The organism is Chitinophaga sp. H8, from assembly GCF_040567655.1.
Classification (GTDB): Bacteria; Bacteroidota; Bacteroidia; order Chitinophagales; family Chitinophagaceae; genus Chitinophaga; species Chitinophaga defluvii.
On sequence record NZ_JBEXAC010000001.1, the window covers coordinates 1,907,824 to 1,922,614 of the forward strand.

Sequence of the window (14,791 nt, forward strand, 5' to 3'; positions counted from 1 at the left end):
TTATGAGAAAGATAGCGCTGCTGACTGTAGCATATGCCCTTGTTTGTTTGGCCTGTAACAACCAACCTGAATCCGAGACTACAGATCAGATCATTGAAAAGGTAACTGCCAATAGTCCCGGTATAAATAAGGGCGCAGGCACTTATGAGATCAGTGCACCCAGGGGGTGGGAAAAAAAGGACACTTCCATAGGAGGGGTGAAGATTACCTTTTTGTTTGAACCCGTGGTAGCAGGCGCCCGGTTCCGCACAAATATCAATGTAGTGACAGAATCCATGGGAGAAGACTCCTGGGATACGTATTACAAAAAGAACATGTCCACTATCCGTCAGTATACACAGGATTTTAAGGAGCTGGGAGAAGGGCAGGAGGATATTAACGGACTGAAAGCCCGTTGGTTTAAGTATAGTCATACACAGAGTGGCGTAGCTATAGATGCAATGATTTATGCTTTAACGAAAGATAATATCGCCTATGTTATTACCTGCACTGCACAGGGCGGAAAGCTGGAAGCGTATAAGCCCCAGCTGGCAGAAGCATTGCAGTCATTTAAGTTTTAATACAGCAACCGTTAAGAGAAACGGGTACATATTCGCTAATTTTGGAGTTAAAACGATCAGCTTTTGAAACATCTGGCAGCACTCAATAAGTACTTTATCAAGTATAAGTGGTATATGACGCTGGGCATGCTGTTTACCGCTATATCTATCGTATTCAGCGTTTTCCAGCCTATAATGGTAAGGCAGATTTTTGATCTGCTGGCCAAGAACCTGGACAGTTACCGCATGATCAGTGATATGGCCAGTTTGAAAAGTGCTTTCCGGGCAGACTTTTCCAAAGTACTGGCGTTCTATGGTATTACGATCCTGCTCTTTGCATTGCTGAGTGGGTTTTTCATGTTCCTGCAGCGGCAAACGCTGATAGTGATGAGCCGTCATATTGAATTTGATCTCAAGAATGAAATATACCAGCACTACCAGGTGCTGGACCTCAACTTCTTTAAAATGCATCGCACAGGTGACATGATGAGCCGTATTACGGAAGATGTGTCACGGGTACGGATGTATGTAGGGCCTGCATTGATGTATTCTACCCGTACTATTATTATGGTGGTAATCATTGTATACCTGATGGTAAAAGTGAATCCGTTGCTGACCCTGTATACCTTGTCACCATTGCCGTTGCTGGCAGTAACGATTTATTATGTGAACCGGATTATTCACCGCAAAAGTGAACGTATCCAGGCGCAATTATCCAACATTACTTCTATTGCCCAGGAATCTTATTCCGGTATCCGTGTCATCAAATCCTATGTACAGGAAGATGCCAGTGCCCGGCATTTTGAAGAAGCCAGTGAAGAATACAAACAAAGCTCTATCAGTCTTGCTAAAACAGATGCCCTCTACCAACCCAGCATGGCCTTAATGATCGGACTGAGTGTGATCCTGACCATTTTTGTTGGAGGTATGCAGGTGATCAAAGGAAATATTACGGTAGGCAACCTGGCAGAGTTTGTGATTTATGTGAATATGCTCACCTTTCCTTTCTTTTCTATTGGTTGGGTAGCTTCCATGATCCAGCGTGCTGCAGCTTCACAGCAGCGGATCAACGAATTTTTACAGGTAAAGCCTGCCATTAAGGATGAGCCTGGAGCGCAAAGCGTGAAAATAGCCGGAGCCATCAGGTTTGAGAACGTTACATTTACCTACCCGCATACAGGTATTACGGCAATAAAAGACTTTAACCTGGACATTCTGCCGGGGCAAAAAGTGGCTGTAATAGGGCGTACCGGCTCCGGGAAGTCTACCATGGCACAACTGCTGATACGTATGTATGATCCGCAGGAAGGCCGGGTATTGCTGGATGGACATAACTTAAGGGAAATAACGCTGGAAAGCCTCCGTAGCCAGATCAGTTATGTGCCACAGGATGTGTTCCTGTTCTCCGATTCCATTACGAATAACATCCGTTTTGGGACCCCTTCTGCCGATCAGGAAGTAGTGCAAACTGCCGCCAGGCAGGCTTCGGTAGAAAAGGATATCCTTAACTTTAAAGAAGGGTTTGATACCATGATAGGAGAGCGGGGTGTTACGCTGAGCGGTGGCCAGAAACAGCGTATTTCAATTGCCAGGGCACTGATCAAAAACCCGGATATTCTATTGTTTGATGATTGCCTTTCTGCAGTGGACGCCCGCACGGAGAAGGAAATAATTGGCAACCTGTATGCCTATCTGAAAGATAAAACTGCCATCATCATCACCCACCGCATCTTTGCCCTGTTTGAGTTTGATAAGATCATTGTATTGGACGAAGGGCGTATAGTAGAAGAAGGTACACATGGAGATTTATTATCATTAAATGGGTATTATGCCGAGCTATATGCGCGCCAGCAATCGGGAGAAGAGGAGTCTGTAAGTGAATAACAATCATTATCTTGTATACCCCCGGTGGCAGGGATTTACAGCCATCTTTTCTGATTTATCAAAATCATTTAAAAATATTTTGATATTTGTAAAACAATAGTATATTTGTTCCTTATTGAAAACAGGATTTGATTCGTTAACACTTAAATCTATCAACTGTGGCGTACGAAAACAACAATCAACAGGAAAGAAATAACGACAGCATCTTTTCTAAGCGATTGAAAGCGGGTAAAAGAAGGACCTACTTCTTTGATGTAAAGACCACTCGGGGAAACGACTACTTTTTAACTATTACTGAAAGTAAAAAGCGTTTCAATGACAACGGTTATGACAGGCACAAAGTATTCTTGTACAAGGAAGACTTTAATAAATTCCTGAATGCATTAACGGAGACCATTAACTACGTGAAGACTGAGTTGATGCCGGACTTTGACTTTGATGCCTACAATCATGACTATGTACAGGAAGACCAGGACGATGCAGAAGGTGCTGAAAGCAATTCAGTAGCATCTGCCGACACTGCTGCAGCAGTAGTTAGTGCCGACGTTGAAGTTGCTGCTCCGGCAGCTGCCGCCGCCTCCCATAGCGATGATGTAGACAAATGGTAAAATTAGCTGTGAGCTTTAAGCCATGAGCTTCGAGCTTTGGCAAAGCAATAAAAAAAGGAGAAGAACAATACTGTTCTTCTCCTTTTTTGTAGCTGTTGGCTTTTAGCTTTTAGCCCAATGCAGCGGATGTATTGGTAAGTATTTAAGCTAAAAAAAGCGAATGAACAAAGTATAATAACCTGTTCATTCGCTTTTTTTAGCTTGTGTTGGGCTCGAAGTTCGTTTAATCAGCTAATAGCTAAATACTAACGGCTAAAAGCTATCTTCTTCCATGCATTAATCAGCCCGTTGGTGGATGCGTCATGACTGGTTATCTGGTCATTGTTTTCCAGTTCCGGCAATATTTTGTTGGCCAGTTGTTTACCCAGTTCTACACCCCATTGGTCGAAGCTGTAGATATTCCAGATAACGCCCTGTACAAAAATCTTATGTTCGTATAGTGCTACCAGTGATCCCAATGACCTTGGCGTAATTTCTTTTACCAGGAAGGAGTTGGTAGGCCGGTTGCCGGTAAATACCTTAAAGGGAATAAGGGCAGCCATTTCTGCTTCCGGCATGTTGGCTTTTTGCAGTTCTGCCTTTACCTCCGCAGCTGTTTTACCATTCATGAGTGCTTCCGTTTGGGCAAAGAAGTTAGAGAGCAGTTTCACATGATGATCACCAATAGGGTTATGGCTGATAGCAGGTGCGATAAAGTCGCATGGGATCATCCGGGTACCCTGGTGGATCAGCTGATAAAAAGCATGTTGTCCGTTCGTGCCGGGTTCTCCCCATACGATAGGTCCTGTTTCATAACTTACAGGCTTACCATTGCGGCCTACATACTTACCATTACTTTCCATATTACCCTGTTGGAAATAGGCCGCAAAGCGATGCATGTATTGGTCATATGGCAATATTGCTTCAGTAGCCGTATCAAAGAAATTGCTGTACCAAAGACCTATCAGCGCCATCAGTACCGGTATATTCTGTTCAAAAGGAGTAGTTTCAAAATGCTGATCCACCGCATGGGCACCTTCCAGTAATGCTTTAAAGTGAGGAAAGCCAATGGTGAGCGCTATAGAAAGACCGATAGCGGACCATAATGAATAACGGCCGCCTACCCAGTCCCAGAATTCAAACATATTTACGGGATCTATTCCAAAGGCTGTCACCGCTTTTTCATTCGTGGAGAGTGCGGCAAAATGTTTGGCCACGTGTGCTTCGTCCTTAGCATGCTCCAGAAACCATTGCCTTGCAGTGAGTGCGTTGGTCATGGTTTCCTGGGTGGTAAATGTTTTGGAAGCAATGAGGAAAAGAGTTTCTTCCGGACTTACTTTTTTCAGTGTTTCGGCAATATGCGTACCATCCACATTGGATACAAAATAGGTCTGGATGCCTGGTTGCCAGTAAGGCTTTAATGCTTCGGTTACCATTACGGGGCCGAGGTCAGATCCTCCAATACCGATATTCACGATATAGCGTATGGGCTTTCCCGTATAGCCTTTCCATTCTCCGGAATGTATTTTGGCACAGAAGCCTTCCATTTTATCGAGCACCGCCAGCACATCCGGCATCACATCTTTTCCGTCTAATACTACTGGTTTACCTGACAGGTTACGTAAAGCCACATGCAATACTGCCCGGTTTTCCGTTGCATTGATCTTTTCTGCTCCGAACATCGCTTTTATAGCATGCTCCACGCCACATTCCCTGGCTAGTGCCAGCAGTTGGGTACGGGTTGTATTATTGAGGATATTCTTTGAATAGTCAAAGAGGATCTCTTCAAAACGTAGCGAGAAGTTGTCAAAGCGTGTGGCATCCTGTGCAAACAGGTCGCGCATTTGCACTTTTTTCATCTCAGTAGCATGTTGTTGCAGTGCCTGCCATGCTTTAGTGCTAGTAGGATCGGTAGTTGGAAACATAATATCTCAAATTAATGCAGGCCAAAAGTAAATAATTTAGTTGGCAGTCTATAGCTGGTAAAAGAGGTATTAGTTTGTTTTTCTGCGGTATAGCTGCCAGGATATGCCTACGGCAATAACACCCATGGCGATAATACTGGCATGAATAACAGGAGATTCTTCCATTACATCTGCTTGTTCCCGCTTTAATAAAATACCATAAAAGGCCCAGATGCTAACCAGGGCGTAGGTGATATTGTTGCGGCGCAGTATCATGATCAGTGATAAAAGGGTGCCGATGCCAATCATTAACACTGCCCAGTTTACCTGGGAGATACCAGCACCATCCCATCCGTAGTATACCATTAGCGCGGTAATATTAGCCAGGGTAGCAATGCTGATCCAACCGAGGTACAGGCTGAACGGAAGCTGTATGAATAATTTTTCATGTGTATGTGCAGGAGTCCGGCTAATATTGAAATTACGATGAATGATCAGCAGGGAAAAAAGTAATAGCAGCATCAGGCACATGGAGAGTGGGAGCAGTTCGTAATGCCAGGCCAATAACCAGCAGCTGTTGGCCAGGCAGCTGATGAGCCACCAGCCTTTCATACGGGTCATAAAGTGCTTCAGTTCCTCCGGGCGACGGCCGGAAAAAGCCAGCCATAGCTGGTAGATAATGAAGGCCAGTAACGAAAGATAGATCACACTCCAGATGGAAAAGGTGATTCCTGCAGGAGTGAACAAGTTAGGATATTGATCTGCTATCTGCCCGGTACTTTTTCCATTGATGGGGAGTAGCACTGCCAGCATATTGATGGCAATAACGATGATGAGGCCAATGGTGTTGAATACAGATTTGTTCTTATACAACAGGGATTTATGGGTTTCCAGCATAGATAGCTACTTTTTGAAATATTAAACATCCGGCTAAAATGTTCCGCAAAAACTGTTCCGGGATGAAGCTGGTAGGTACAGATTTGTACATACACACACTTTTACATACATTTGCTCCCTATGACATCAGAGCAGCTTAAAGCTATGAGGGACCGTTTGTACGTCCTGGGAGGTTTTCTTTAACGTACCCGACAGAATAGCTAAAATAGAAAATGATAAACAACTTACCCTCGCACCTGGCTTTTGGGATGACAATGTAAGGGCGACCGCGATCCTGAAAGACATTAAAGTCAATAAGTTCTGGGTAGATTTATATGAGCAGGTACAATCCGCTATTGAGGATAGTGGTGTTTTAAATGATTTCCAGAAAGAAGGGGAAGCCACGGAGGAAGAGGTGCTGGAAGCCTATAATAAAGCGCTGGCAGCCCTGGATGAGCTGGAGTTTAAATCTACTTTAAATCAGCCGGAAGATGAAATGCCGGCAGTACTTACGATCAATTCAGGCGCGGGTGGAACCGAGAGCCAGGATTGGGCGGAAATGCTGCTGCGTATGTATCGCATGTATGGTGAAAAGCAGGGGTGGAAAGTGATGGAAATTGATGTGCAGTATGGTGATGGTGCAGGTATTAAATCGGCAACACTGGAATTTGACGGAGATTTTGCTTATGGGCAGCTGAAGGCGGAAAGCGGTGTTCACCGGCTGGTACGTATCTCTCCATTTGATGCCAATGCCCGCCGTCATACCTCTTTTGCCTCCGTTTTCGTATATCCGCTGGTGGATGACACCATTGAGATTGCCGTAAATCCTGCCGATCTGGAATGGGAGTTTTACCGTTCAGGTGGTAAAGGGGGACAGAACGTAAATAAAGTGGAAACGGCTGTGCGGTTAAAGCATATTCCTTCCGGTATTATTATCGAATGCCAGCAGGCGCGTACACAAGGAGAGAACAGGGAAAAAGCCCTGACCATGTTAAAGTCACGCCTCTATGAAGAAGAGATCCGTAAGCGGGAAGAACTTAAGAATGCGGCTAACTCCACTAAGCGTAAAATTGAATGGGGATCTCAGATACGTTCCTACGTATTCCACCCTTATAAGATGATCAAGGACCACCGTACCGATTTTGAAGTAGGGAATGTACAACCGGTGATGGACGGTGAGTTGGGAGGTTTTATCAAAGCCTACCTGATGATGCAGAAAGAAGAAGAAGCATAATATATCATTTGAGGATGGTCAATGGTGAATTACAAATTAAGCGGTACCTTTATAATCCGCATTTCGTAATTCGTCATTGATCATTTTTAGTTAATAAACAACAACAATATCTAAACACGCTGCCTATGGGCAGGCAATCTTTATTAGAATGAATACAGGATACTTTGATTTTGCAGCACCAAGCAACGAGCCTGTTTTAAATTATGCACCAGGCTCCCCGGAAAGGGCAGCATTAAAAAAACAATTAGCAGCGTTTAAGGCAGAAGTAGCTGATATACCTATGTATATCGGTGGTCAGGAAGTGCGTACCGGTAATACGGTAGACATCCGTCCTCCACATGAAATCAAACACAAACTGGGACATTTCCACCAGGGGGATGCCAGTCATGTGAAAGCAGCTATTACAGCAGCTATGGCAGCCCGCGAAAAATGGGCGAATATGGACTGGGAAGTACGTGCCAATATCTTTCTGCGTGCGGCAGATCTGATAGCTACCAAATACCGCTATCACATGAATGGTACTACTATGCTGGGGCAAAGCAAAAGCCCGTACCAGGCAGAAATTGACAGTGCCTGTGAACTGATCGACTTTCTGCGTTTTAATGTACACTACCTCAGTGAAATATACCGCCAGCAACCTGTAAGCTCACCAGGTGTACATAACAGGTTGGAATACCGTCCGCTGGAAGGGTTTGTACTGGCAGTAACTCCTTTTAACTTCACTGCCATTGGTGGTAACCTGCCTACATCTGCTGCATTATGTGGTAATGTGGTAGTATGGAAACCTGCAAATACCCAGGTATATTCTGCCAGCATGTTCATGAAAATTCTTATAGAGGCGGGGTTGCCTGATGGGGTGATCAACCTGGTATATGCCAGTGGTCCTACTATGGGGGATATCTGCTTTGCTGATCCTCATTTTGCAGGGATACACTTTACCGGTTCTACCGGTGTGTTCCAGCAAATGTGGCAAACCATTGGTAATAACATCAGCAAATACAAATCTTATCCACGCATTGTAGGCGAAACCGGTGGTAAAGATTTTGTTATTGCACATAAATCTGCTATACCTGATGTAGTGGTAACAGCTTTGGCACGTGGTGCTTTTGAGTTCCAGGGCCAGAAATGTTCTGCCGCTTCCAGGGCATACCTTCCCAGCAACCTGGCAGAAGAAATCAAAACGAAGCTGAGTGCAGCACTGAAAACCATGAAAATGGGTTCTACAGAAGATTTTGGTAACTTCATCAATGCTGTAATCGATGAGAAATCTTTCGATAAAATCACTTCCTATATAGATAATGCCAGGAAAGATCCTAAAGCTAAGATCATTGCAGGAGGAAACTATAGCAAAACAGAAGGATACTTTATAGAACCTACTGTGATAGAGGCTACAGATCCACACTACACCACCATGTGTGAAGAAATCTTCGGGCCTGTATTGACCATTTACACCTACGATGCGGAGAAGTTTGAAGAAGCGCTGGCTTTGGTAGACAGCACGTCAGAATATGCCTTAACCGGAGCTGTCATCGCGCAGGACCGTTATGCAGTAGAGCTGGCTACTAAAAAGCTGGTAAACAGTGCGGGCAATTTCTACATTAATGATAAACCTACCGGTGCGGTGGTAGGGCAACAACCTTTTGGCGGTGCCCGTGCTTCCGGCACTAACGATAAGGCCGGCTCTCAGCTGAATTTGTATCGTTGGTTAAGTGCAAGAACGATAAAGGAAACATTTGTACCTCCTACAGATTATAAGTATCCTTTTTTGAATGAGGAAAAATAGCTATTAGCTGTTGGCCGTTAGCTTTTAGCTTAATGCAGCGGAGATTAAATGATACTAAAAAAGCGATGGACACCATGTTCATCGCTTTTTTTAATTTATTCTCTAATCAACAGCTAGCAACTTTCTTTTTATCCGCTATGGTCTTTTGGCTAAAAGCTAATAGCTGACAGCTCTTCTTCAGCTGCCCTCCTTTAATGCATGGAGTGCTTCTGTAACATGTTTTTCTCCATCCCGCATAGAGTTAAAAGTGTGTATTACCACTCCGTTTTTGTCTACCACATAAGTTACCCTTCCTGGCAGTACAAAGGTTTTAGGTACTCCAAAGAGTTTTCTTACCTTATTATCAGGGTCGCTTAACAGGGTAAAGGGAAGTTGATGATTAGCAGCAAACTTTTTATGGGAGGCTACGCCATCTGAACTGATACCGATTACAGTGGCACCATATTGTTTAAACTCTTCAAATGCATCCCTGAAAGAGCAAGCCTCTTTGGTACAAACACTGGTTTCATCCTTAGGATAAAAATAGATCACCAGGGGTTGCTTACCCAGCAGGGTGGTAACATCAAAGGTTTTGCCATCCTGATCCTGCAGCGTAAATGGCGGCACTTTTGAGCCTGTGGTAACCTGTGCGTGGGAGGAGCAGGAAAAGAGTTGGAATATCATGGCTATCATAAATAGTTGTTTGAGCGGTTTCATATGAGCAGTTTTATGTGGTGTAGTATCCGGAATCAGTGGTTTGTTGTTTACAGTTCCTGCAATACCACTGCAAAGTTACATCAATTGCCTCATCCGGATAGTATACAGATAATTGCTACCGGTATATTTACCCTGGTTTTCATTAAAACTGGCCTGATACTTTTTATCTGTAGCATTAATCGTTATTTTTGAGCCCTAAAACGTTGTGTTTTGAAAACCATACTGAATGGGAAGCAACTGGCTATTACCATAGACCGGCTTTGTCACCAGCTAATAGAAAATCATCTTCAGTTTGAAGATACGGTGCTGATTGGTTTGCAGCCAAGAGGAGTACACTTGTCCGAAAGGATTTATCATACCTTGCAGCAATTGCTGCCGGGCTCTGCTATCAACTACGGCAAACTGGATATCACCTTTTACAGGGACGACTTTAATAAAGGAACGGAATTGCATGTGCCTAATGAAACGGACATCGATTTTTCCATAGAAAATAAGAAAGTGGTGTTGATTGATGACGTGTTGTATACCGGGCGTACTATCCGTAGTGCGCTGGATGCTATGCTGGACTTTGGCCGTCCGGCAGCTGTAGAGCTGCTGGTACTGATAGATCGTCGCTTCAGCAGGGAGTTACCCATACAGCCGGACTACACTGGCCGTACCATTGACGCCATTATTTCGCAAAAAGTGAGGGTATTGTGGCAGGAGCGGGATGGGAAGGATGAAGTAGTGCTGGTGGAATAGTTTTTTATTTTTTCAACTTTGGCCTTTATATTTGCACATTAGAATGTCATTATCAGTAAAACATCTACTCGGTATCAGGGATCTGCAGCGTCAGGACATAGAACTTATTTTTCAAACAGCCGACCAATTCAAGGAGGTTTTACAAAGGCCGATAAAAAAAGTTCCCACCCTCAGAGATACCACGATCGTCAATTTATTTTTTGAGAACTCAACCCGTACCCGCATCTCTTTTGAGCTGGCGGAGAAGCGTTTGAGTGCCGATACCGTTAATTTCTCCGCCTCCGGCTCGTCGGTATCCAAGGGAGAAACTTTGATCGACACGGTGAACAACATCCTGTCTATGAAGGTGGATATGGTGGTGATGCGGCATTCAGCCAGCGGGGCCCCTCACTTTTTGGCCAAACACATTAATGTCCCCATTGTAAATGCCGGAGACGGTATCAATGAGCATCCCACACAGGCGCTACTGGATGCATTCTCCATACGGGAACGACTGGGGAGTGTAGCCGGCAAAAAGGTAGCTATCTGTGGTGATATCATGCACTCCCGGGTAGCATTGTCCAATATTTATTGCCTGAAGAAGCTGGGAGCGGAAGTTACCGTGGTAGGCCCGCCTACATTGATCCCAAAACATATGGGAGCAGCATTAGGAGTCAACGTAAGTTATAATATCCGGGAGGCACTGGCCTGGTGCGACGTAGCTAACGTGCTCCGTATACAGCTGGAGCGTCAGAATATGCCTTTATTCTCTTCTTTGAGGGAATACTCACTGGCATATGGGGTAAACCGGGAATTGCTGGATAGCTTGCAGAAGGAAATTGTTATCATGCACCCGGGCCCGATTAACCGTGGGGTGGAATTAAATTCTGATGTGGCCGACTCCGGCCAGTCGCTGATTCTCCACCAGGTGGAAAATGGAGTGGCCATCCGGATGGCTGCCTTATATCTGCTGGCGGGTAAAAAGCCTGATTAATCAATTTTCAGTAAAATAATTATCAAGAAGCATCACCTGATCCGTGATGCTTTTTTTATGCAAATGAGCAGGCGGGAGCTGCACTACATGAATTTAGAAAACAATATTTAACCCTAAAGTATAGGATCTGAAAAATGGATACTCATAGCCGTTATAATTCAGTTGTTCTGGATCAAGATATTTAATTTTCATATGGCTGATTTCCCACAGATCCTGTCCTGAAAAATAGACACGGACGCTGCTTACCGGGGTTTTCTTCAGCAGTGCAGCCGGTAAAGTATAGCCCAGTTGCAGGTTTTTAAGCCGGAGATAAGCACCATTCATGATCCAATGAGAGGAGGGGGCCAGATTTTGCCCACCTCCCTGATACAGTCTGGGAAATAAAGCATCAGGATTACCAGGTTGCCAGTAGTTACGGTTAATATCCCAGGGTTGCTGCCAGCCATCAGTAAAAGGCATGCTGTAGCGGGGATCTGCTAATAGCTGCCTTTGTCCTACCCCCTGGAAGAAAATGGAAAAATCGAGCCCTTTCCAGTTAAAGCCGGCATCAAAGCCATAGGTATACCGGGGATCTGTGCTACCCAGGTATACAAGATCTGCCTGGTCAATTTTTCCATCGTGGTTAATATCCTGATAACGGATATCCCCCGGACCGGTTTGAGGATCCTGTACAGCGTGTTGCTGTACTTCACTTGCATTCTGAAAATAACCATCAGCAAGGTATCCAAACAGGGAAGCATAAGCGTAGCCGGGTAATCCAAGGTTAAGACCATATTGTTTGACCGCCGCGTCATTACGCAGGACCTTATTTTTGCTGTCCGAAATATTAGCATTGAGCCAATAGCTGAATTTGTTGGTATTGCTTTTCCATCCAAGGTTCAGCTCCCAGCCACTGGCCTTCATTTCACCATCATTAAATCCTGCAAAAGCCGGCCCGTTGACAGATGATTGTAGCAGCGGGACAGGCATATTTTTGTGACGCTTTACAAAGTAATCAGCAGACAGGGTAAACCGCCCTTTAAACATCGCTATATCCCATCCGGCATTGGTAGCTGTGATATTTTCCCACCCACTGGTTAACGGAATAGGGAGATAATTGTAAAAAGGAGTAAGAGGAGTGGCATTCCGGACAAAAATACGTAGCAATTCATCATTGGTATTGCTCCATCCTTTGATGTTGCCTGGCTGTCCCCAGGAGCCCCGTAGTTTAAACTCATCAAATACAGGAAAAGCATTGCTGAACCAGCGTTCATTGTTCAAGCGCCAGCCGGCAGAAACAGAAGGAAATACCTGCCAGCTTTTAACGGTCCCGATTGTGTTGGCCATTTGATAAAGCCGGGCAGCATTGGCATTTACTTCTACCAGGTAGCGGTTGTCAAAAATATAATTCAGCTTGGCAGAATAAGACTGTAAGGAGCCATAGCGCACCTCTCTGGCGGTGGTACCATACTCAGGATGATGGATATATTGAGTAGTAAGTTCTTCATTAGACACCCCTTGTGCTGCAATGGTATTTTGTTCATGCCGGAAGGATTCAAGAGAATAACTACCCAGCAGATGAAAATTACTGCGTGCACCGGCATGAAAATCATAGTCGGCCAGTAAGCGGATATTACTTCCTTTTTTTATCAACCGGCTTTGTTCCAGCATATTGGGAAATTGTGCATTAAACACAGGCGCTACCCGATTCCAGAGGGGAATGGTTTTTCTGGCCAGTTTATCCTGATAGGTTTGTTGCTGAGGGCTGTATATGGCGCGTAATGCGAGCCCTTTGGCCAGGCTATCAATGCGTAGCGTAAGGATAGCATCTGCAAATTCTTGCTTTTCATCGCGTTGTCCGCCATCTTTCAGGATGGCATAAACCGGTACGCTGCCATAGGCATAGTGATCTGTACCAGGAACAAAGATGGGGGCATTACCGGATGATTGGTACAGGGCACGCAGCAATCCTCTGGGGCCATCCGTTTGTGTACTGGGGGATAAGGTATTGGTTTGTGCAAAAGATAAGCGTGATTCCAGGCTTACATGCTTACTGAACCGGGTATTCAGATGCAGGCGCGCATTCATCCGGGAGGTATTGTCAGGGCCTATCCGGAATAGCCCTTGCCGGCCAAAGTATCCGAGTGACAGTGCGAACTGATGTTGTTCATTACCACCTTTCATGGCAATGTTATGGGTTTGAATGCCAGACCGCTTTTGTGTGAGTAAAGGCAGCTGGTGGAAATTATAGTAGTATTTGTAATAATCGGGCTGATCATAATCAATTGCATATCTGCCGGGATGCTGTTGCATCCAGTCTATTTCATAAGGCTGCCAGGGGAGTGGCTGACCTGCATTTCCGGCTGCTTCATTCGCCATTTGTGCCGCCTCATACGTAGGTACCAGCCTGGGTTGATGGATAGGGGTTTCCACTCCCACCAGGGTATTGTATTCCAGTGAGAGCTTACCGGGGCTCGCTGTACGGGTGGTGACCAACACCACACCACCAGCTGCCTGTGCACCATAGATAGAGGTAGCGGCAGCATCTTTCAATACAGATATAGACTCAATATCGTTGGGGTTGAGCATGGAAAGTGAGTTGGCTATACCATCTACGATGACCAGTGGGGTATTACTGGTAGCAGAGGCTAATCCCCTGATCTGGATATTAAAGCCTTCTTTACCTGGTTGCCCGTTATTCCGGGTTACCTGCAGCCCGGTAGCGGTGCCTTGCAAGGCAGCCATTACATTAGCCACTGGTCTGCTTTGCAGCCGCTTGCCTGCTATCTGGGAAATGGCGCCGGTAAGGTTCGCCTTTTTCTGTATATCATATCCTAAAACGACCAGTTCATTGAGGTTCTTTAAATCATTGCGGAGGGTAATGTCCATGTTTTTTCTGTCTCTTACAGGCAGTTCCCTGGTTTCATAGCCAATCAGGGACACCTGTATGATTGCCTGCCCATCTATAACGCCTAATTCAAATACCCCATTTTCATTGGTAGAAGTACCATTGGTGGTTCCTTTTTCCCGGATGGAAACCCCTGACAGGGGTACCATACCATCTGTAACGGTACCTGTTATCTGCCATTTTACAGGTTTAGGAGGGGGCGCCGGCACAGGTGTTTTAATAGGATCGCCTGCCTGGTTCAGGGGAAAAACGATAATCTGGCCATTTTTTATTTCAAAGACATATTTGTTGGGGGGAAATATACTGCGTAGTACCTGTTCCAGTGGAGCTCCCTTTACACGCAAGGTGACAGGGGAAGCTGCTTCAAGTATATCGGAAGAGATGGCAAAAGAATAGCGGGTTTGTTTTTCTATTTCCCGGAGAACGTTTCTGAGTTTGGCATTGGTAAATTGAAGAGATATTTTCTTTTTAACCGGAGAAGTAGTTGGAGGGGTAATTTGTGCAGTTGCCCAGTAAACGGGTAGTAACAGGCCCAGCAGCATCAGCCGCCAGCGGCATTTGACGAAGGAATAATGGGTACTTGCCGTTACTAGATATACACATCTCATGAGCGCATGAAATAACGCGCCCCACCACCTGGTCTGTGACCAACGATCCTGTAGTAAAAATCCCTTCATAAGCAGCAGT

11 protein-coding genes are annotated in these 14,791 nt (G+C 45.0%); 7 read left to right on the top strand and 4 right to left on the bottom strand.

The window, feature by feature from the left end; genetic code table 11:
- Positions 1 to 2 precede the first annotated feature (2 nt).
- The 3 genes from ABR189_RS07215 (at position 3) to ABR189_RS07225 (ending at position 3,031) form a co-directional block, all read left to right on the top strand.
- The gene (locus ABR189_RS07215) at positions 3 to 560 is read left to right on the top strand and encodes a DcrB-related protein (protein WP_354659791.1); all 558 of its coding nucleotides are present in this window, start codon (positions 3 to 5) and stop codon (positions 558 to 560) included.
- A 63-nt stretch (positions 561 to 623) separates the two neighbouring features.
- Positions 624 to 2,423: an ABC transporter ATP-binding protein gene (locus tag ABR189_RS07220; protein ID WP_354659792.1), complete on the top strand. Its 1,800-nt coding sequence runs from the start codon at positions 624 to 626 to the stop codon at positions 2,421 to 2,423.
- Between the two features lie 158 nt (positions 2,424 to 2,581).
- Positions 2,582 to 3,031, top strand: coding sequence for a DUF3276 family protein (locus ABR189_RS07225; RefSeq protein ID WP_354659793.1), 450 nt, complete (start codon positions 2,582 to 2,584; stop codon positions 3,029 to 3,031).
- A 245-nt stretch (positions 3,032 to 3,276) separates the two neighbouring features.
- Here ABR189_RS07225 and pgi read toward each other — a convergent pair whose 3' ends face one another.
- Positions 3,277 to 4,935: a glucose-6-phosphate isomerase gene (pgi, locus tag ABR189_RS07230; RefSeq protein WP_354659794.1), complete on the bottom strand. Its 1,659-nt coding sequence runs from the start codon at positions 4,933 to 4,935 to the stop codon at positions 3,277 to 3,279.
- A gap of 69 nt (positions 4,936 to 5,004) precedes the next feature.
- On the bottom strand, positions 5,005 to 5,811 hold the full coding sequence (locus ABR189_RS07235) for a TspO-related membrane protein (protein WP_354659795.1): 807 nt from the start codon (positions 5,809 to 5,811) through the stop codon (positions 5,005 to 5,007).
- Positions 5,812 to 5,931: 120 nt separating this feature from the next.
- Between ABR189_RS07235 and prfB the strand changes: the two genes are divergently transcribed.
- A protein-coding gene (gene prfB, locus ABR189_RS07240) for a peptide chain release factor 2 (RefSeq protein WP_354659796.1) occupies positions 5,932 to 7,024 on the top strand; the annotation gives its coding sequence in 2 pieces (ribosomal slippage) (positions 5,932 to 5,991 and positions 5,993 to 7,024; 1,092 coding nt in all).
- A 148-nt stretch (positions 7,025 to 7,172) separates the two neighbouring features.
- Positions 7,173 to 8,807 carry an L-glutamate gamma-semialdehyde dehydrogenase gene (gene pruA / locus ABR189_RS07245; RefSeq protein WP_354659797.1) on the top strand — a complete coding sequence of 545 codons (1,635 nt, stop codon included), beginning with the start codon at positions 7,173 to 7,175 and terminating at the stop codon, positions 8,805 to 8,807.
- Positions 8,808 to 8,984: 177 nt separating this feature from the next.
- On the opposite strand, the gene ABR189_RS07250 is transcribed toward pruA, so the two are convergent.
- Positions 8,985 to 9,503: a peroxiredoxin gene (locus ABR189_RS07250; RefSeq protein ID WP_354659798.1), complete on the bottom strand. Its 519-nt coding sequence runs from the start codon at positions 9,501 to 9,503 to the stop codon at positions 8,985 to 8,987.
- Between the two features lie 210 nt (positions 9,504 to 9,713).
- Here ABR189_RS07250 and pyrR point away from each other — a divergent pair, with 210 nt between their 5' ends.
- Entirely contained in the window at positions 9,714 to 10,244 is a 531-nt protein-coding gene (pyrR, locus tag ABR189_RS07255) for a bifunctional pyr operon transcriptional regulator/uracil phosphoribosyltransferase PyrR (protein WP_354659799.1), read from the top strand.
- Between the two features lie 43 nt (positions 10,245 to 10,287).
- The gene (locus tag ABR189_RS07260) at positions 10,288 to 11,217 is read left to right on the top strand and encodes an aspartate carbamoyltransferase catalytic subunit (RefSeq protein ID WP_354659800.1); all 930 of its coding nucleotides are present in this window, start codon (positions 10,288 to 10,290) and stop codon (positions 11,215 to 11,217) included.
- 93 nt (positions 11,218 to 11,310) lie between these two features.
- Here ABR189_RS07260 and ABR189_RS07265 read toward each other — a convergent pair whose 3' ends face one another.
- Positions 11,311 to 14,712, bottom strand: a complete 3,402-nt coding sequence (locus tag ABR189_RS07265) for a TonB-dependent receptor (protein ID WP_354659801.1) — start codon at positions 14,710 to 14,712, stop codon at positions 11,311 to 11,313.
- Between the last annotated feature and the right edge of the window lie 79 nt (positions 14,713 to 14,791).